14 protein-coding genes are annotated in these 19,699 nt (G+C 47.1%); 5 read left to right on the top strand and 9 right to left on the bottom strand.

Going from position 1 to position 19,699, the window contains the following annotated elements; all coding sequences use genetic code 11:
• Positions 1–51: 51 nt before the first annotated feature.
• Entirely contained in the window at positions 52–2,571 is a 2,520-nt protein-coding gene (locus tag ICL07_RS00125; protein ID WP_188085929.1) for a DUF5686 and carboxypeptidase regulatory-like domain-containing protein, read from the top strand.
• Between the two features lie 608 nt (positions 2,572–3,179).
• Here ICL07_RS00125 and ICL07_RS00120 read toward each other — a convergent pair.
• Positions 3,180–3,572 carry a response regulator gene (locus ICL07_RS00120; protein ID WP_188085928.1) on the bottom strand — a complete coding sequence of 131 codons (393 nt, stop codon included), beginning with the start codon at positions 3,570–3,572 and terminating at the stop codon, positions 3,180–3,182.
• Between the two features lie 291 nt (positions 3,573–3,863).
• On the opposite strand from ICL07_RS00120, the gene ICL07_RS00115 reads away from it, so the two are divergent.
• Positions 3,864–4,091 (top strand): helix-turn-helix domain-containing protein, encoded by a 228-nt coding sequence (locus ICL07_RS00115; RefSeq protein ID WP_188085927.1) that lies wholly within the window; start codon positions 3,864–3,866, stop codon positions 4,089–4,091.
• 208 nt (positions 4,092–4,299) lie between these two features.
• Complete coding sequence (gene trhO / locus ICL07_RS00110; protein WP_188085926.1) at positions 4,300–5,316, top strand: oxygen-dependent tRNA uridine(34) hydroxylase TrhO; 1,017 nt, start codon at positions 4,300–4,302, stop codon at positions 5,314–5,316.
• Between the two features lie 180 nt (positions 5,317–5,496).
• Here trhO and ICL07_RS00105 read toward each other — a convergent pair whose 3' ends face one another.
• From ICL07_RS00105 to ICL07_RS00080, 6 genes are all read right to left on the bottom strand, one after another.
• Positions 5,497–8,595, bottom strand: coding sequence for an efflux RND transporter permease subunit (locus ICL07_RS00105; protein ID WP_188085925.1), 3,099 nt, complete (start codon positions 8,593–8,595; stop codon positions 5,497–5,499).
• 49 nt (positions 8,596–8,644) lie between these two features.
• Positions 8,645–9,736 (bottom strand): efflux RND transporter periplasmic adaptor subunit, encoded by a 1,092-nt coding sequence (locus ICL07_RS00100; protein ID WP_188085924.1) that lies wholly within the window; start codon positions 9,734–9,736, stop codon positions 8,645–8,647.
• A gap of 4 nt (positions 9,737–9,740) precedes the next feature.
• Complete coding sequence (locus tag ICL07_RS00095; RefSeq protein WP_188085923.1) at positions 9,741–11,018, bottom strand: TolC family protein; 1,278 nt, start codon at positions 11,016–11,018, stop codon at positions 9,741–9,743.
• A gap of 99 nt (positions 11,019–11,117) precedes the next feature.
• Positions 11,118–12,488, bottom strand: coding sequence for a HAMP domain-containing sensor histidine kinase (locus tag ICL07_RS00090; protein ID WP_188085922.1), 1,371 nt, complete (start codon positions 12,486–12,488; stop codon positions 11,118–11,120).
• A complete protein-coding gene (locus ICL07_RS00085) occupies positions 12,485–13,171 on the bottom strand; it encodes a response regulator transcription factor (protein ID WP_078673032.1) in 687 nt (228 codons plus the stop codon). The genes ICL07_RS00090 and ICL07_RS00085 overlap by 4 nt, the downstream gene beginning before the upstream one ends.
• A 92-nt stretch (positions 13,172–13,263) precedes the next feature.
• Positions 13,264–15,231 carry an ABC-F family ATP-binding cassette domain-containing protein gene (locus ICL07_RS00080; protein ID WP_188085921.1) on the bottom strand — a complete coding sequence of 656 codons (1,968 nt, stop codon included), beginning with the start codon at positions 15,229–15,231 and terminating at the stop codon, positions 13,264–13,266.
• A 210-nt stretch (positions 15,232–15,441) separates the two neighbouring features.
• Here ICL07_RS00080 and ICL07_RS00075 point away from each other — a divergent pair, with 210 nt between their 5' ends.
• Both ICL07_RS00075 and ICL07_RS00070 read left to right on the top strand, forming a co-directional pair.
• Positions 15,442–16,032 (top strand): DUF3347 domain-containing protein, encoded by a 591-nt coding sequence (locus ICL07_RS00075; protein WP_188085920.1) that lies wholly within the window; start codon positions 15,442–15,444, stop codon positions 16,030–16,032.
• Positions 16,033–16,083: 51 nt separating this feature from the next.
• Entirely contained in the window at positions 16,084–18,444 is a 2,361-nt protein-coding gene (locus ICL07_RS00070; RefSeq protein WP_188085919.1) for a TonB-dependent receptor, read from the top strand.
• Positions 18,445–18,447: 3 nt separating this feature from the next.
• Here the strand turns inward: ICL07_RS00070 and ICL07_RS00065 are convergent, their stop codons facing one another.
• Together ICL07_RS00065 and ICL07_RS00060 are read right to left on the bottom strand one after the other, a co-directional pair.
• The gene (locus tag ICL07_RS00065; protein WP_188085918.1) at positions 18,448–19,041 is read right to left on the bottom strand and encodes a hypothetical protein; all 594 of its coding nucleotides are present in this window, start codon (positions 19,039–19,041) and stop codon (positions 18,448–18,450) included.
• A gap of 29 nt (positions 19,042–19,070) precedes the next feature.
• On the bottom strand, positions 19,071–19,403 hold the full coding sequence (locus tag ICL07_RS00060; RefSeq protein ID WP_188085917.1) for a hypothetical protein: 333 nt from the start codon (positions 19,401–19,403) through the stop codon (positions 19,071–19,073).
• Between the last annotated feature and the right edge of the window lie 296 nt (positions 19,404–19,699).

Below are 19,699 nucleotides of genomic sequence, written 5' to 3'. Positions count from 1 at the left end.
AAAACGGTAAGTACCTTATTGGCGTACGTACCTGGTAGTTATTTTTGAGATATGATGAAATATTTACCTACCCTGTTTTTACTCCTGTTTACTACCTACTGTGAAGCCACTGTCGTGAAAGGTTTGGTGACAGATGACAGACATAACCCCCTGCCATATGCTACCGTACTGATAAAGGGAACTACAACGGGTACCACTACCAATGCTGCCGGACAATACCAGCTGGATATCTCCCCCGGTCAATACACCCTGGTATGCCAGTATATCGGCTACCGTAAAACGGAAACGGTTATCCAGGTGGGTAGCGAGCCGCAGACGGTTAATTTCGCATTGCTGCCTGTCAACCTTCAGATCAAAGAAGTGGTGGTAAAAGCCGGAGGGGAGGACCCTGCCTATGCCATCATCCGCCAGGCGATCAAAAAGAGAGCTTTCTATCAGCAGCAGGTAAAGGAATACACCTGTATGTCCTACATTAAGGGTACCATCAAGATGAAAGGTGCGCCCAATAAGTTCATGGGTCAAAAAGTGGATAAGGAAGATATGGGCGTGGACAGTGCCGGCAAAGGCATGGTGTTCCTGTCGGAGTCCATCACAAAAATTTCTTTCCGCATGCCGGATAAAATGAAGCTGGAAGTGATATCCGACCGTAAGAGCGGCGGCGGTATCGGCATGAGTTTCCCGGCGTTTATCAGTTTCTACGATAACAATGTTTCGGCTGTTATCACGCAGATGGGCCCCAGAGGCTACATTTCCCCGATTGCACAAAATGCGTTGTCCTACTATAAATACCGCCTCAAAGGCGAGTTCCTGGAAGACGGGCGTATGGTAAGTAAAATACGCGTGATCCCCAGAAGAAAACAGGAGCCGCTGTTCTCCGGATACATTTTTATCACCGACGGCGACTGGCGTATTCACAGTACAGATTTGATTCTTACCGGTGAATACCAGCTGGAACTGATGGATACGCTGCGTATCCGTCAAACGCATGTACCGGTATCCGGCGATGTATGGCGTATTAAAGACCAGGTATTGCAGCTGTCGATTGATAAGTTCGGTTTCCGTATGGGCGGCAACTTTGTCAATGTATATTCCGATTACAACCTGCATCCGCAGTTCGGCCCGAAATATTTTGATAATACCTTCCTGAAATATGATTCTGCCTTTGATAAAAAAGAAGTGCCGTATTGGGATAGCATCCGGCCGGTGCCGCTGGAAGAAGCAGAGGCGAAAGACTACCACGAAAAAGACAGTACTGCCCGGGCCAACCGCCTGGCGGCCATGAAAGGCAATACCCTCGATTCGCTGCGAAAAAAACAGAAGCCGGTAAAAGTGATGGATGTGTTATGGTCGGGTGTGAACCGTAAGTTGTATTTCCGCCGGGATAGCAGCATTCAGTTTAATACGTTTCACCTGAAAGGATTGGCGCAATCCCTGAAATATAATACGGTTGAAGGTTTGGTGCTGGCGCTGGAGCCAAGGCTACAGCTAAATCCGGGAGAAGAAAAACAACTAAAGATATCTCCGTTTGTGCGTTACGGTTTGAGTAATACTCACCTCAATGCCTATACGTTTGTTACCTATAGTTCAGAAAGCCGTATCCGTACCCGTTATGGGCGCAACGACTGGACCGTTGGGGGTGGTAAACGTGTCAGTCAGTTTAACCAGGAGAACCCGATAGATAATATTGCCAATGAGTTTTATACGCTGTTGCTGAAGGAGAACTATATGAAGCTGTATGAAAACTGGTTCGCTCAATTGCGCTACAGCCGTACCTTCCAGACGAATGACCGGCTTACGGTGGGGGCACGTTATGAAAGCCGGATACCCGTGGAGAACACCACGGATTTTGTGATCTTTAAAAACGACAAAAAACAGTTTACGCCCAATCATCCGGACGATCTGGCGCAGATACCCTTCAACCGTCACCAGGCGTTTATTGTAGACCTGAGCTTCCGTTATCAGCCGGGGCAGCAGTTTATAGAGATGCCGGACCGTAAGATGCCGCTGGGTTCTAAGTACCCAACCTTTGAAATAGCCTATAGCAAAGGGATTCCGAATGTGGCTAATAGTGTGGTGGACTTCGATAAGTGGAAGCTTTCCGTGTTCGACAATATGAACTTCAAATTATTTGGCGAGTTTCGTTACCGTCTTACGGCCGGTGGTTTCCTGAATGACCGTAATGTACAGATCCCGGATTTTCAGCATTTCAATGGCAACCAGACTTTTTATAATACCAGATACCTGAACAGTTTTCAGTTAGCGCCCTATTATCGTTACAGTACGACCGCGCCATTTTTTCTGACGGCTAATGTAGAGCATCATTTCAATGGGTTGCTGACTAACAAGATACCCTTGTTTAATCGACTGAAATGGAATCTGGTGGCAGGTTCCAATGCCTTCTATGTAAATGATAAAAACAATTATGTGGAAGCATTCCTGGGATTGGAGAATATCCTGAAAGTATTGAGGGTAGATGTGGTAGCGGGTTATCAGAGCCAGGACGATACGCGTATAGGCGTGCGGGTTGGATTCGGAGGTTTGTTTGGCAATTTAATCAAGGCAAATCAGTAGAGACGGAATATCGGGTTATTTAGTTATTTGATCATTTGGTTATTGACAGTAATACGGGGAAAACAATAACTAAATAATCAAATAACTAAATAAAAAAAATATCCAGGTTGCTGTTGTCTCTCATGGCTTATCTTTTTTTGCTTCTCATTTCTTTGCGTTCATCGAAGAAGTAAGCCAACAGTCTGTAGACCCAGATGCCAACGATAGCGTACATAAAGTAAGTAAGGTAAATACTCATAACATAACATTTTCGGGTTAATCAATAATTTTCGTCAGAACCGTATTTTCAAAAAGGGTGCCAACTAGGGGTCGTAACGTAAAATCAAAGTTATATACAATAAATATCAAATAGTTATAAATCTATAAATAACTTTTTCACACTTTGTGAACATTTGTCAGGAAACACGCTTTGTAAAATTGATACTCAATCGAATACACTTTTTGTGGATTTTGTCACACTGAAGGGGGATTTTATGAGGGGGGGCAACGCCCCGGGATTAAAAATAAAGGACGCCGGATAGATATCCGGCGTTTGTGCTTTCTGTTATTTATAAGGATTATGAAAAACCCCTGGTTTAGATAAACCGGGGAACATACTGCGAAAAAGATTAGTCTCTCCACACCAGGTAAGGTTGTATACCGGCTATCACGGTTCTGCCGCTCATGCCGGCTTTGGAAATAAAAGCACTGGCGCCTGCTGCCAGGGCTGCCTGCCGGTCGTACTCCTGAGACCTGGCAGAAACCACTACCATAGGGATATGCGCATCCCTGGAACGGATAAGCGTCATCATCTCCAGTCCGCATATATAAGGCATTACTAAATTGGTGAGTATGATGTCGGGATTTGCCCTTTCGAGGTAATGCAATGCAGTAGGGGCATCGCCGCAGGTATGTACCATAAAGCAGGGCAATGCAGTTACCTGTGGGGTTATCCATGCCAGGAAAAAGGGATCATTATCTACCCAGATAATGTTATAAGGCTTGCAAGGCCAGGTGATCATGGGATATAGATTTGCGTTAGGGGATCAGCAACGCGCAGGTAACAAAAAAGGCGCGGAACTCTTACAGTGCCCGCCACCGACCAAGATGACCAGACAAAGAAGAGCCCGCGCACAAAGGTCGCGGGCCTCACTTCTCTGTACCTGCGTCATACTTGGTCGGTGGACAGGTAAAAAAAGCGATGCCTCGAAATATTTTTTTGGGGAGGCAAAGATAACCCAATATAATATTTTTTTTCAATTGACTTGATATATCAAGTCAATAATTTTACACCTTTTATCCAATTTGTGCGAATGAATGGTGTCCGCAACGAAGAACTATCCAAAAGATTTGGCGAAAGATTCCGGAAACTACGCCAGGCTACCGGCCTGAGTACACGTGAATTTGCTGATACCGCCGGCATCGCCTATTCCCAGATATGGACCATCGAATCGGGGAGAGGTAATCCAACCCTGGGCACACTGGAAGCCATTGCCAGAGCACTTAATACAGACATGCCCGGACTGCTGAAAGATTTATAAATGAGCTATTTTATTAATACATGAGGCTCCTTACTGCATTTCTCCCCGTAACTGCTCCGACTCCCGCGAGATTTGCCTATCTTTGCGCTGCCTTTTAAAAACAGGCTTCATTGACATACTTCTAAGACGAATCGATCAACCACCTTGCTAACCAGGGTACTGATTGAAATTTTGTTCACGACGCAGGTGTCCTTAAAATTTCAAACAAATGGTATTACACAACAGAGTCTCCGCCGAAGAGCTCAGAAAACGGCTGCTATCCGAAACATTTAAACGCGTTACCGTCTCCTTTTACCAGTACGCGAAAATCGAAGATCCACAGGCTTTCCGTGATCAACTGTACGAATCCTTGTTTAAACTGGGCGTTTTCGGGCGTATCTACGTGGCCCATGAAGGGATCAACGCACAGATCAGCGTACCGGAACATCATTTTGAAGCCTTCAGGGATACCCTCTACGCCATTGATTTTCTCAACGGTATCCGCCTCAATATCGCTGTAGACGATGATGGTAAATCCTTCTTCGTGCTGAAAATCAAAGTGCGGGAAAAAATTGTGGCCGACGGTATCTCCGACCCAACTTTCGATATGGCTAACCGGGGTAAATACGTAGATGCAAAAGGATTCAATGAACTGACCAATGATCCGGAAACAGTGATCGTGGACATGCGCAATCACTACGAATTTGAAGTCGGACATTTTGACGGTGCAATCGAAGTGCCTTCGGATACTTTCCGCGATCAGTTACCCATGGCGGTAGACATGCTGAAAGATCAGAAAGACAAAAATATCATTATGTATTGCACGGGGGGAATCCGCTGTGAGAAAGCGTCTGCCTATATGCTGCACCATGGTTTTAAAAATGTTTTTCACCTGGAAGGAGGTATTATTGAATACACCAACAAAGCCCGTCAACAAGGATTACCCATTAAGTTTAAAGGCAAAAATTTTGTGTTCGACGACCGCCTGGGAGAAAGAATAAGTGAGGATATTATTAGCCAATGTCATCAATGTGGGGAACCTTGTGATACCCATACGAATTGTTTAAATGACGGCTGTCACCTTTTATTCATCCAATGCGAATCCTGCGCCAAAAAATACAATGGCTGCTGCAGTGATGAGTGCAAAGAAGTATATGCTTTACCGGAAGAAGAAAGAGCAGCCTTGCGTAAAGGAGTTGAGAAAGGACTCATGTTCAACAAATCCCGCAGGAAAAGAATAAAATAAAAAAACCGCCCCGCGTTGTTTCCTCTCGGCAGGGCGGAGTAGATATAATTATAAAATCAGTTGAGGCCGGACCGTCGTCCGGCCTTTTCCTTTTTCATAACCATTCTATCAACCTATATGCGAACTAAAATTTGATCACCTCCCGCCCGGTCATCCGCCGAAGGCGATATAAAAATATGTTTAGAGCTCAGCTGCTTTATTTTTGTATGCCCGGTAAAAAATAATCGGGAACACGAGTAATGTCAATACGGTAGCAGTAATCAAACCTCCGATCACCACGATAGCCAACGGCTTCTGTGTTTCAGATCCAATACCATGTGAAAGTGCTGCCGGTACAAGACCTATCGCTGCCATCAACGCTGTCATCACCACCGGCCTGATACGGCTCTGCACCCCCAGCTTGATCGACTCATTCAGATTGAGTTTCGCCTGCAGGTTTTTATGAAAAACGGAGATCAGGATCACACCATTCTGAATACAGATACCAAACAGGGCAATAAAACCTACGCCGGCAGAAATGCCGAAGTTCATACCTGTAACGTGCAAAGCGAGAATACCCCCTATTAGTGCGAACGGAACATTCATTAAAACCAGTCCGGCGTCCTTAACGCTACCCAGCATAATAAACAGCACCAGGAAAATGGCTATCAGGCTGATAGGCACTACCTGCCCGAGTCTCTGGGTGGCGCGTACCTGATTTTCAAACTCGCCGGTCCAGCCTACACTATATCCTTTGGGCAGTTTTATGGCTTTGTTAATTTTTTGCTGCGCTTCACTGATGGTAGAACCCAGGTCCCGGTCACGTACGGAAAACTTCACCCCGATGAACCGTTTATTCAGATCGCGGTAAATGAAAGCAGGTCCGGTAATGGTTTTGATCTCTGCGATCTCTTTCAGCGGCACCTTGTTGTTATTGATCGTTGGTACCATCAGGTTAGCCAGGTCTTCCTCATTTTTGCGGTAGTTGGCATCATAACGGATACGGATATCGAATTTTTTCTCGCCTTCGTATAACTGGGTGGCTGTCTTACCACCAATAGCCATTTCAATTACCGCTTGTGCGTCGCCGGTAGAGACGCCGTACTGTGCCATTTTGTTGTCATCGAGGTTGATGCTCATTTCCGGCTGACCGATATTGCGGATCACACCCAGGTCTTTAATGCCAGGTACGGTCTTCAATTGCGCAATCACGCGCTGGGAGAGCGACTCCAGCTCCGTCAGATCGGCGCCGTATATTTTCACGCCATTGGCGGCTTTAAAGCCGGCTACGGCTTCGGATACGTTGTCGCTGATAGGCTGGGAGAAGTTGAGGATAATGCCGGGGTATTTCTTCAACCGGCCTTCCATCTGGGAAATCAGTTCATCCTGGGTGATCTTGCGTTTCCATTCATCTTTGGGCAGCAGGTCCACCTGATATTGGATAAAGTAGAATCCGTTCGGATCGGTACCATCGTTGGAACGGCCTACCTGTGACAACACCCTTTTTACTTCCGGGAACCCGCCCAGGTCTTCGCGGATACTGCGGGCCATGCGTGTGCTCTCGGTGAGCGACATACTCATAGGCAATTCGGTGGTTACCCAAAGCGAACCCTCATTCAGCTGCGGCAGAAACTCGGTCCCCAGGAACCTGGCGGACAGGAAAGTCAATCCCATAAACACCAGCGCCATGGTCAGGCTCAGGCGTTTGTTGCGGTAGGTCCAGTTAAACCCGTTGGTAACGATGCGGTCAAAGAAATTCACCACAAAGTTGTTTTTCTCCTTCACGTTTTTGTTGAGCAGGATAGAACAGAGTACAGGCACCAGCGTTAGGGTAAAGAGTAAGGCGCCCATCAGCGCAAAACCCAGTGTCCAGGCCAGGGGCGAGAACATCTTGCCTTCTACCTTCTGGAAAGAGAAGATAGGGATCAGGGAAATAATGATGATCAGTTTGGAGAAGAAAATGGCTTTGGCCAGCTCCCCGCCGGTTTGTTTGATCCATCCCAGCTTGGCCATCTTGTTGAACCGCTCCATGCCATACTTATGGGCTTTGTGGTCCAGCATTACGAAAATGCCTTCCACCATCACCACGGCCCCGTCTATGATAATACCGAAGTCGATGGCGCCCATGGAGAGCAGGTTGGCGCTCATACCTTTTATGCGTAAACACATGAAGGCAAACAATAACGCCAGCGGGATAATGATAGACACAATCACCGTGGTGCGCCAGTCGGCCATGAAAATAAACACGATCACGGTCACGAAAATGATACCTTCTGCCAGGTTATGCATCACCGTATGGGTACAGAACGCCATCAGGTTATCGCGGTCGTAGAAAGTCTCCATTTTAATATCCTCGGGCAGCACGGTTTCGTTCAGCTCTTTCAGTTTATCTTTCAGGCGTTTCAGCACTTCGGAAGGGTTTTCTCCCTTACGCATCACCACAATGCCTTCCACCAGGTCGTCTGATTTATCCAGGCCTACCTGTCCTACGCGGGGGGCGGAGGATTCGTGTACATTGGCGAGGTCTTTTACCAGCAGCGGTACACCGTTGATACTTTGTACGATGATGTTATTGATATCGGAGATACTGTTGAGCAAACCGATACCGCGTACCACATAAGCCTGACCGTTTTTCTCTATCACGTCGCCGCCTACGTTGACATTACTTTTGGCGACGGCCTGGTACAGTTCCAGGGGCGTGATATCGTATTTAGCCAGTCGTACAGGGTCGGCAGAAATTTCATAGATCTTTTCCTGTCCGCCGAAAGCTACTACATCGGCTACGCCGGGTACGCTGCGTATCTGGCGGTCTATCACCCAGTTCTGCCAGGTGAGCAGGTCGCGGGAATCGCGCTTAGCGCTTTTGAGATAATAGCGGAAGATTTCCCCGGTAGGGCCGTAGGGCGGCTGTACTTCCGGTTCTGCGCCTTCAGGCAGACCAATGCCTGCCAGCATATTATTGACCTGCTGACGCGCAAAGAAATCTTCCACATCATCTTCAAATATGATTTTTACCACGGAAAGACCAAACATGGTCACGGAACGTACGCTGGTTTTACGTTGTACGGCGTTCATCGAAACTTCGATGGGCAGGGTCACAAAACGCTCCACTTCCTGGGCGCTGCGACCGTTCCATTTGGTGACGATCACGATCTGGGTATTGGTTACATCGGGAAATGCTTCGATGGGTGTGTGCAGAAAAGAAAACACGCCCGCCACGATCAGCGTGACGACGCTGATAAAAACAAATAGTTTGTTTTTGAGTGAAAAGGCAACAATATTTCTGATGAATTTATTCATAATTCGGCTTCTTTAGTTGGCCAGGCTGGTGTTTCATGCCATGACGTGCTTAATCTTTCAGTGCGTCGTAAATGAGCAGCTGATTTTTTGAAATCACTTTTTCGTCCGCCTGCAGGCCGGATTGCAGATAGGTGAGGTCGCCGGAGGTTTTGGCTACTTCCACCTGCCTTACCGCAATGTTGAACTTGTCTTTAAACACCAGCACATAGTTTTTGCTGTTGTCGAAGATGATAGCGGCGGAGGGAACAGCGATTTTCTCGTTCTGGTCGGTATACTTCACGTATACGGTGGCAAACATTTCAGGTTTGAGCAACATGTTTTTGTTGTCGATCCGAATGCGTACCTGCATGGTTTTGGTGGCAGGGTCGAGGAAGTTGTAGATCTTATCAATCTTGCCATGGAAGGGCTGATCGGGGTAGCTCACGGTCACCACATCGGCTTCATAACCCTCTTTGATTTTGGCGATATCGGTTTCAAATACGTTGGCCATTACCCACACATCGTCCAGTTCGGAAATGGTGAAAATATTGGCGCTGTTATCTGTCCTGATCTCCATGTTATTGTTGATATTTTTTTCAATCACATAACCGGAGATAGGGGCGGTTACCAGGTAGGTAGCGCCTTTGCCTTTACGGTATATTTTAAAGAGATCATTAAGACGGTTGATTTCTGCATTGTTTTTTTGCAGTTCGCCTTTGGCGTTCACCACATCCTTTTCGGTGCTCAGGCGGCTGTCATACAGGTCCTGCGCTACTTTCAGGTTTTTCTCGGCAACGCCGCGGTCGGAGCGGGCCTGGGCCAGTTGTTTTTCATAGTCGGCGATCTCCACACTGTGGATCACGGCCAGTACCTGGCCTTTCTGCACATAGTCGCCCAGCTGTACTTTGATATCTTCCACATAACCACTCACCAGCGGATATACTTTTAATACCTTACCACCGTTGGGTGTTACTTTACCGGAGAGCCGCACTTCATTCATGACCGGCACCAGGTGCGCGGTATCAATGCGGATATTTTTTAACATGGTGTCGCTGAGTACAAAGGTGCTTTTCTCTGTATCTTCTGCCTGCGTGTGTTTGCATCCACTCCAGATAACTGCTGCCAGCAGCGAAAAGCCAAGGATCAATATAGGCTGTTTCATGCGCTTATTTTTTAAATAATTCTTGTCCTGTTGCATAATTGAGTTCTTCATAAGCATTCACCCGGTTGGATAAAAACTTGTTGATGTTTTTAGCGTTGTCACTATAGCTGTTGAAATAATCGATGAACTGCAACAGGGAGATATTGCCCTTGCTGAAATTCTTGGCCACTTCAGAGATGAGGGTATCGAATTCGGCCTGAAACTGGTGCAGGTCGAAGCTTTTATACCTTTTTTCCAGGGCTACGATGCGCTGATAGGCGTTAAGCACTTCTGTTTGGGCAATGGACTGCTGTTGCTGCAGTTGTTGCCGTTCAGAGCCGATCTGTAACTGCGCGGCCTTGATATTGCCCTGGTTGCGGTTCCACAGCGGTAAATCAATACCCAGGGTAAGTCCCACGAAGTTGTCGACATAACTGCCTTTTTTATCATAGGTGGCGCCTACATGCAGGTCGGGTACGGCCATGGCTTTTTGCAGGCGGTAGTTGAGTTCTGCGGTCTGGAACTGACTGGCTGCGATGCGGACATCGGGACGGTTTACTGCCACACTATCGAGCAGGGGCGGCAGTTGTATCTGGTCGAGCCGGTAAGGCGCCAGGTCTGAAGCCGTTACTACGGCTTCATAGAAATCCTGGCTATGTAGTAACTGTTGCAGGTTTTTCTGTGCTTCGAGCTCTTCCTGTTTGAGGTCGGCAAAATCGTTTTCGATGCCTACCTGTAAGGCTTGTAAACGTACCAGGTCTGCATGGGCCACAACGCCTTTTTTGTCGGCGGTCACATAGGCGTCTACGATACGTTGCAGGTTTTCGAGCTGCTCTTTGAGTACTTTGCCGGTCTGGCGGCGATAGTATAGCGTGTAGAAGTTTTCGCGCAACTGCAGGCGAAGGGTACGCACCAACTCATCGAAGGTGGCTTCGTTCATTTTGGTGGCCGTGGCCGCCAGCAAAATGTTCTTGTTGCGTTTGCCGGCCAACTGAATAAGCTGGTCGATGGTGTACTGTGTTTCTCCCTGAGCGCCTACATTAAAGGGTTTGAACTTATCGGTGCTGCCGAAGCCCAATACCGTGCTAAAGGAGGGATTACTCCACATTTTTGCCTGACGCACCAATGCTTTGGAGGCGTCGATCTGATAACGTTGTGCCAACAGTACATAGTTCCTGACCAGGAATGAATCCTCCACGGCCTGTAGGGTGACCGTTTGGGTCGGAGTTTGAGCTTTTATAGGTTGAATAAAACCCAGGCTGGCAACGCACACTGAGAGCATCAGTTTCGTCTTGGTTCGCATAATGCCTATTTTCATGATACAAAGCTCTCCAAGTCAGATTAAAGGGGGCTTTAAGACATATTAAAAACGCATTAAAAATGCACTAAGGGAAGATGGGCGCTACAAGTGGGGGAGTATCACGGTGAAGGTGGTACCTTCTTCCGGAGTGGAGGTAACGGTGATATGACTGTTGTGTATTTTCACAATCTTTTTGCAGATAGATAAGCCCAGGCCATGGCCGCGGGTTTGATGGGCGTTCTCGCCCCGGTAGAAGGGCTCAAAAACTTTGTTGATCTCACTGGCAGGGATCACCGGTCCCCGGTTCCTGATCTGAACAGTGATATACTGGGTAAAGAAATCGATAGACACATGGGCACTGTTGTCGGGAGAAAACTTACAAGCGTTGTCTATCAGGTTCAGAAAAAGGACTTTCAACAGGCTTTCATTGCCGAAGCAGGTTACCAGCAGATCGTTTTCCGGCACTTTCACAAACTGGATATCCACCTTGGCAGGTGTTTTCTGTTTGAGACGGATCAGGTTGGCCATATCCATCAGCAACTCATCAATCCGGACACTGTTAAATACAAACTGCTCCTGGTTCAGTTCCGACTGTGCCAGCTGTAGCAGTCCGTTGGAGAGGTCCGACAGGTTTTCGGCATCTTCCAGTACAGACACCAGCAGGGCATGGTATTCCTCCTTACTGCGTTCTTTGGAAAGCATTACCTGTAACTGGCTGATAATGGCGGCCAGCGGCGTTCGCAACTCATGGGAGGCATTGCTCACGAAACTTTTCTGAAGATCAAACGAGTCGCTCAGGCGTTGTAACATGGTGTTGAAGTTGGCGCCCAGTGTGGCGATTTCATCTTTCCCTTTCACAGCTACCTGGGCATCCTGCATGTTGCTGGCATTGATATTATCCACCTGCTGTACCAGCCGGTCAATAGGTTGCACCATCTTCCGGGCAAAGAAGTAGCCAACGCCCACAAGTATGGCCACCGCGGTGATCAGCTCTATCAGCAGGATCTGGCGGAGGTTTTGCAGGTTTTGAAAACCATATTTATCGAAGGAAGATACAATAACGATCACGGATACATCGCCTTCTGTATAATAGACGCCTACCTGTTCTCCGCTGTTTTTTACATTACTATATAACTTGTTTTGTTTGATGTAATCCAGCAGGCTCCGGTGGGTACGGATGGTAGTGTCTTTGAGGTTGCTGTAAAGCAGGTCATAGTTGGGATCGTATACCAGAATGGTTTCTTTGTAAAGGTCCTGGAAAGTGGTGCGGTCCAGTTTCCGCAGCAGGTCTACTTTTACATTACCATCTTCAATGATCACATTGGCGATGGAACGGGCGCGGTATTCGAGTCTTTCCAGGTATTCGGCCCGCCTGGATTTGGAAGAAAAATAATAGGCCAGCACGGCAAAGGCGATCAGCATCAGGGAGGCTGATATCGTGTAATACAGTGCTATCTTATATTTGATCTTCATTCTTCGGAGAGATAATATCCCATGCCGGTTTTGGTATGGAGCAGTTTCTGCTCAAAGTCTTTATCGATCTTTTTACGGAGGAAATTCATATATACTTCGATCACGTTGGTACCGGTATCGAAATCGATGTCCCATACTTTTTCAGCGATGGTTAATTTGGAGATCACCTTGCCTTTGTGCAGCGCCAGGAAATCGAGCAGCTGGTATTCTTTGGCGGTGAGGGCAATTTTTTTGCCGCCGCGGGTCACTTCCTTTTTTTCCCGGTCTATTTCCAGGTCGGCGATGGTGATCTTATATTGTGTGCTGTGAGGCGCTTCGGAGCCGGCTCTTTTCAGGAACACCCGGATACGTGCCAGCAGCTCGCGGAAGTCGAAGGGTTTTACCAGGTAGTCATCGGCTCCCAGCTCAAAAGCCTGCATTTTGTCTTCCACACCACCGAGTGCCGTCAGCATAATCACGGGTACACGATTATTTTTGCGGCGGATGACTTCGCATAGTTCGTAACCGTTATGATGGGGGAGGTTCAGGTCGAGGATGACGAGGTCATAGTTATTGCTGGCAGCCAGGCTTTTGCCCATGCGGCCATCGTAGGCCACGTCTACTTCGAAGCCGTTTTCTTCCAGTCCCTTTTTAACGGCATTGGCTACTTTGACTTCATCTTCTACCACCAGTATTTTCTGCATATAGGAGCTTTGGAATTACAAATTACGTATTACGAATGACGAATTGGGGTACCCCACGATACGCTCAATTCGTCATTCGTAATGCGTAATTCCTAATTGGTTACCAGGTTGGCTTCCAGCTGCATGATTTTCTCGAAAAGCTGTTCGTATTGTTCGTTAGCTCGGTCGAGGTATTTCAATACATCCTGGTATTCGCTTTCTACCTGGGCAAATTTAGTTCGGTCATTATAGATGCCTGGATCGCCTAAGCTGGCTTCCAGGTTCGCTTTGCGTTCTTTAAGGCTGGCCAGTTGACCTTCTACCTGTGAGAACTGTTTTTGTTGTTTTTGCAGTTCGCGTTGTACTTCTTTATTGATGGCGCCTTTGCTGGCAGCCGCGGCAGTGGTGTTGGAGCCGGCGGCCTGTTTGTTTTCTTTTTTATTATCGCTGGCGGCTTTCACGCTTGCAGGGGCCTGTTGGGCGGCCATGCGTTTTTTCCACTCCTCGTATTCGGCATAGGTGCCTTTAAACTCTTTGATTTCGCCGTCTACGATTTCCCAGATTTTATTGGCGGTCTGGCTCACAAAATAACGGTCGTGCGATACGAGTACCAGGCTGCCTTCGTATTTGTCGAGCGCATCGATGAGCATCTGTACAGAGTTCATGTCCAGGTGGTTCGTCGGTTCATCGAGCATGAGGAAGTTGGCCTGACTGATGATGGTTTTAGCCAATGCCACCCTGGCTTTTTCACCACCGGAGAGGATACGGATTTTTTTAAATACGTCGTCACCGGTGAACAGGAAGCAGCCGAGCAGCTGGCGCAGTTCCAGTTCTGTACGGCCGGAACCGAAGTTTTTCAGTTCATCCAGTATTTCGCTGTTCAGGTCCAGGGATTCCAGCTGGTGCTGGGCGTAGAAGCTGGTCACCACGTTATGGCCCGGCACTCTTTCGCCTTCCATGGACTCCATCCCGAAGATAATACGCAGGAGGGTAGATTTACCCTTACCGTTGGCGCCGATCAGGGCGATTTTATCGCCGCGGTTAATTTCAGCGCTGGTATTTTTCAGGATTTGGTTAGCGCCATAGGCTTTGCTGATATTATTCAGCGTACACAGGATTTTGCCCGGTGTTTTATCGATGGTGAAGTTGATCTTGATTTTAGAAGGACCATTATCTACCTGTTCTACCCGTTCCAGTTTGTCGAGTCTTTTGGCGATACTTTGTGCCTGGGCGGCTTTAGAGGCTTTCGCCTTAAAACGTTCGATAAATCGTTCCTGCTGACGGATATAGTCCTGCTGGTTTTCGTAGGCACGTTGCTGCATTTCGCGGCGCAGTTCTTTTTCCACTTCGTAATCGGCGTAGGAGCCGGCATAGTGGTGCAGCTCCTGCTGGTATACTTCCACGATTTTGTTGACCATACGGTCCAGGAAATAACGGTCGTGCGATACGATGATCACAGCGCCGTTATAACCTATCAGGTAACGTTCCAGCCATTCGATGGACGGGAGGTCGAGGTGGTTCGTCGGTTCATCGAGCATGAGCACGTCCGGCTGCTGCAGGATGAGACGGGCCAGGAGTACGCGCATACGCCATCCACCGGAAAACTGGCTATAGGGGCGTTCCAGGTCGGCAGTGGTAAAACCGAGGCCTTCCAGTACCTGCGCTGTTTTATGTTTCATGTTGTAGCCATCCAGCGCCTCAAATTCATGAAGGGCGTCGCTGAACTGGTGCAACAGTTCTTCTGTCTGGTCGTGTTCCAGCTCTTTGGTGAGTCTTTCTATTTCTTTTTCCAGTTCCAGGGCTTTGCCAAAGGCGGTCATCCCCACGCTGAGGATAGAGTCGTCTGTTTCAAAGCTGAGCAGGTCCTGGTTGAAGAACCCGATGGTCAGGTTCTTGCTTTTATTAACGCTTCCTTTGGAAACGGAATATTCGCCGTTGATAATACGCAGCAGGGTAGACTTGCCTGTTCCATTCAGTCCGATAAGGCCTACGCGATCTCCCGGCTCAATATGCCAGGAAGAATTTTCCAGGATAACCCTGGATCCAAACTCAAAAGTAATGTCCTGTAATGCGATTAACATAAATAGTTCAAAAATTGGATAAAAACGTGCAAAGGTAACCAGAATTGCCGTCATTTTAATACTCCCTATGTTTTTGTATATTTTATATGTGTTAAACGTTGATAAATAATGTTTTAGAAATTATCATCTTTTAATGTAGATTAGAATTTTAACGTTTTTAGCAGGGTTTCGGATTATTACTACTTTTGCGAACGAAGAAAACATACGCGCATGAACTTTAGATTAGGCGTTCCCGTAGGAACATTATGTATGGCATTCGCCCTGTTTGGTTGCCAGTCGCCGGCCAACAAATCAGCCGAAGAACCGGCTGCTGCTCCTGTAGCCGCCTTACAGGCGCCCTATAACCAGGTGTATTACGATTCCCTGCAGGTAGTCATGCAGGCTTACTATCAGCTGTCAGACGCGCTGGTAAAGGCGGACAGTGCAGCAGCCAATACAGCGGCAGCTTCTCTGAAAGGGCATATGGACAGCCTTCCGGTGAATACTTTACAAATGGACAGCAGTCATCTCAGCATTATCACCGGCACCACCGGCAGTATCAGCGCTGAACTGGCAGGTTTTGAAGGGGAGAAGGACCTGGAAGGCAAACGCTCTTCTTTCCAGATGGTTTCCGATATGTTATTTGATCTGGTAAAAAATACCGGTCTCAAAGGAAAAACTGTTTACCATCAATATTGCCCCATGGCTTTTGATGATAAAGGCGCCTATTGGCTGAGCGACAAACCGGAGATACTGAATCCCTACTTCGGTAACAAAATGTTGCATTGTGGAGAAACAAAAGACACCTTAAGTTATCAGTAAGTAGTTATTATTTGTAAATTACTGTCTGTTGCCGGTACAATAGACAGTAATATGCAAATCGTCCGTTATGTCGTTACTTTCCTGATGATCCTGATATGCGTGTCTGTACAGGCGCAGCATTATACCGTCAGTGGCTATGTGCGGGACAGTACCAACGGTGAAACCCTTACCGGCGCCAGTGTTCATATACAGGGTACTACCACGGGCATCCACACCAATAATTACGGCTTTTATTCTCTCTCGCTGTCTCCGGGTACCTACACCATCGTTTTTTCTTTTATAGGTTACGAAAGCAAATCCGTAGAACTGCATCTAACAGGTAACACTATACGTTATATGGATATGTTGCCGCGTTCCTACCAGGCAAAGGAAGTCGTGGTAACGGCCCAGCAACAACATGCCAACGTAAAAAGCACCGATATGGGCCGCGTGGAAATGGCTGCCCAGGAAGTGAAAAAACTGCCGGCGCTCATGGGGGAGACGGACATACTGAAAGCCTTGCAGCTCATGCCCGGCGTACAGGCTGCCGGAGAGGGAAATGCCGGCTTCTATGTACGTGGTGGCGGGCCTGACCAGAACCTCATCCTGCTGGATGAAGCACCGGTATACAACACCGGTCACCTGTTCGGTTTCTTCTCTGTGTTTAATGCGGACGCCATCAAAAATACCACGCTGATTAAAGGCGGGATGCCGGCTAACTACGGCGGACGCCTGTCTTCCGTGGTGGATGTGGGCATGAAGGAAGGCAACAACAAAACCTTTCAGGGCGAGGGAGGGATAGGGCTCATCGCTTCCCGGCTTTCCCTGCAGGGACCTATTAAAAAAGACAAGGCCTCTTATATTATCTCCGGCAGGCGTACCTACGTGGACCTGCTCGCCAAACCGGTTATCAATAACTCTGAATACAAAGGCACCGGGTATTACTTCTACGATCTGAACATGAAAGTAAATTATATCCTGTCCGACAAGGACCGGCTGTATCTCAGCGGATACCTGGGCCGGGATGTGTTCAGTTTTTCCAGCAATAACCGGAAGTTTATGGTGAAGATCCCCTGGGGTAATACTACGGCCACTTTACGCTGGAACCACGTATTTAACAGTAAACTGTTTGCCAACCTGTCACTGATCTATAATGATTATAAGTTCCAGTTTGGCGTATTACAAAATAATTTTAATCTCCGTCTGTCGTCCGGTATCAGCGATGGCAATGCTAAACTGGATTTTGATTATTATGCCAGTCCACGCCACCATATTAAGTTTGGAGGTAATTATATCTACCATGTTTTTACACCCAGTACTGTCAGTGGTGGCCAGGATTCCACCAAATTTGCGCCGCCGGAAAATGCGTATAAAAAATACGCGCATGAAGTGGGCGTTTATCTGATGGACGACTGGGAAATATCACCCCACCTGCAACTCAATGCCGGTGTGCGTTTCAGTGGTTTTATGCAAATAGGTCCCTACACCCGTTATATCCGCGACGATGCGGGCCAGAAGATCGATAGTGTCCGTTATGCCCGCTGGCGCCCTGTTACCAGTTACGGTGGTTTGGAGCCCCGGTTCATTCTCCGGTACTCCTGGAATAACGACAATGCCGTCAAAGCCTCGCTGACGCGCAATTACCAGTTCATTCACCTGGTGTCCAACGCCGCTACCACGCTGCCTACGGACGTTTGGGTGCCGAGTACCTACAAGGTAAGGCCACAGGAATCCTGGCAATATTCCGCCGGCTATTTCCGCAACTTTAAGAACAACACCTACGAAGCCTCCGCAGAAGTATATTATAAGGAGATGTACCACCAGATAGAATACCGCGAAGGTTATACGCCGTCGTTGACCGATCCGGAACAGGATTTTGTATTTGGTAAAGGGCAGGCTTATGGATTGGAACTCTTCATCCGTAAAAAGAAAGGGGTGCTCACGGGCTGGCTGGGTTATACACTGGCCTGGACCTGGCGGCAGTTTCCGCAATTGAACGATGGTAAACGTTTTCCGGCCAAATACGACCGGCGGCATGACCTTGTAGCAGTGGGTACATATGAATTAAGCAAACGGTGGACCCTTTCGGGAGTTTTTATCTTTGGCACCGGTAATACTACCACGATGCCGGAACAATTTTATTTCATGGAAGGGGCATTGGTGCAAGGATATGGTAAGATCAATTCATATCGTATGGCGCCGTACAACCGGCTGGACCTGTCCGCTATCTACACGCCGAAACCTAAGAGAGAGAACAAACGGTTCCGGAGCAGCTGGGCTTTTTCGATCTATAATGTATACAGCCGGAAAAATCCCTATTTTATCTACTTTGATCAGGAAGGCAGCGCTGTTGACGGGTCGCTGAAAGTCACGGCGAAGCAGGTGTCGTTGTTTCCGATTATACCTTCGGTGACGTATAATTTTAAGTTTTGAGGGTTATTTAAAAAGTTTAATTAAGCTTGCTATGATACCTACTAGTGTGCCTGTAATCGCTACATATTGCAAAATTCCGATCCTATTCATTTTTGAGTAAATTTTTTCAAAGTCATTTTTCATTTGGATCGCTATGGCTGTTTGAAAATTAGCCAGCCCAACCTGGCCTTCATTCATTTTATCCTTGAATTCATCAAGTTTACCTTTGAATCCGTCCTGGTTGTTATTGAACCCATTGAGCTTTGTATCAACCTCGCTCTTGAACCCATCGAGCTTCGTATTGACTTCGCTCTTGAACCCATCGAGCTTCGTATTGACCTCGTTCTTGAACCCGTCGAGCTTCGTATTAATCTCGTTCCTGAAGTCTCTCATTTCAGTTTTTACTTCCGTTAGCTCACCTTTCATCGAGTGTTGATTGATAATTATCTGATCCATTCTGCCGGAAAGCTCCTGCACTTGCAGCTTAGTGGCAAAATTGGTGACCTGGTAATTGTTGAATGAATCATCCATTTCTGAAACCAGCTCTCGGGCCTTTTCATCTTCAAGATGAAGATCTTTTCTGAAAATGTCGTAGATTTTAATGTTGTTTGCAATCATAGTGAGTGTATTTTATGGTGACAAATGGCTTAACGTTTATCCAGCAAAGCGAGCAGCATTAAGAATACAGGAGTACCAATAGTAGTCATCCAGAAAACGATACGCCAGGTTATTCCTCCATAGATCCCGAAAACTTCTTGATAAATCCTGTCAACCTTGTCTTTGAGTTGATCATTGTTCTGTTGAGTAGAATCACTGTATTCTATTAAAGCCTCCAGTCGGTCGTTTAGAACATTGTCCATCTCCAATACCAATTCCCTGACAGTGGAAGGATTCATTTTCAATTCATCTGTGAGAATACGATGTATACGATGGTGATCCGCCAATAAAGGTTTACGTGTAGGTTTTGAAATATAGCTCATATTTTATTTGTTTTTTGCACGAAATGAATATTTTTAAATGACATGACAAAATTATCCCACACACTTTTGTTACCCAATTTTTTGCACAACATTTTTTAAAAATTCTTTTTTCGGGGATGAAAAACAGGGGAGGGAACGTCTTTTCAGCGAGATGGAAATGAAGCTGTAATCAGCCAGGGTAGCGATAATTAAGGCGTTACTATTTCGGCAGGGGCAAGGTCGTCAATTGATCCGCCAATTCTCACCAACCCTCCATCTGCAATAACGATTTTGTCAACTTTTGGAGAATTGGCGGA

Origin of the sequence: Chitinophaga qingshengii (assembly GCF_014529935.1) — a bacterium.
GTDB classification, from domain to species: domain Bacteria; phylum Bacteroidota; class Bacteroidia; order Chitinophagales; family Chitinophagaceae; genus Chitinophaga; species Chitinophaga qingshengii.
This window is presented reverse-complemented; position numbering and strand designations above follow the sequence as displayed.

Coding starts and splice junctions, on each gene's coding strand:
- ICL07_RS00115 (WP_188085927.1), top strand. CDS start 3,864: ATGAATGGTGTCCGCAACGAAGAACTATCCAAAAGATTTGGCGAAAGA.
- ICL07_RS00100 (WP_188085924.1), bottom strand. CDS start 9,736: ATGAAACAGCCTATATTGATCCTTGGCTTTTCGCTGCTGGCAGCAGTT.
- ICL07_RS00060 (WP_188085917.1), bottom strand. CDS start 19,403: ATGAGCTATATTTCAAAACCTACACGTAAACCTTTATTGGCGGATCAC.
- ICL07_RS00120 (WP_188085928.1), bottom strand. CDS start 3,572: ATGATCACCTGGCCTTGCAAGCCTTATAACATTATCTGGGTAGATAAT.
- ICL07_RS00075 (WP_188085920.1), top strand. CDS start 15,442: ATGAACTTTAGATTAGGCGTTCCCGTAGGAACATTATGTATGGCATTC.
- trhO (WP_188085926.1), top strand. CDS start 4,300: ATGGTATTACACAACAGAGTCTCCGCCGAAGAGCTCAGAAAACGGCTG.
- ICL07_RS00125 (WP_188085929.1), top strand. CDS start 52: ATGATGAAATATTTACCTACCCTGTTTTTACTCCTGTTTACTACCTAC.
- ICL07_RS00085 (WP_078673032.1), bottom strand. CDS start 13,171: ATGCAGAAAATACTGGTGGTAGAAGATGAAGTCAAAGTAGCCAATGCC.
- ICL07_RS00070 (WP_188085919.1), top strand. CDS start 16,084: ATGCAAATCGTCCGTTATGTCGTTACTTTCCTGATGATCCTGATATGC.
- ICL07_RS00090 (WP_188085922.1), bottom strand. CDS start 12,488: ATGAAGATCAAATATAAGATAGCACTGTATTACACGATATCAGCCTCC.
- ICL07_RS00095 (WP_188085923.1), bottom strand. CDS start 11,018: ATGCGAACCAAGACGAAACTGATGCTCTCAGTGTGCGTTGCCAGCCTG.
- ICL07_RS00065 (WP_188085918.1), bottom strand. CDS start 19,041: ATGATTGCAAACAACATTAAAATCTACGACATTTTCAGAAAAGATCTT.
- ICL07_RS00105 (WP_188085925.1), bottom strand. CDS start 8,595: ATGAATAAATTCATCAGAAATATTGTTGCCTTTTCACTCAAAAACAAA.
- ICL07_RS00080 (WP_188085921.1), bottom strand. CDS start 15,231: ATGTTAATCGCATTACAGGACATTACTTTTGAGTTTGGATCCAGGGTT.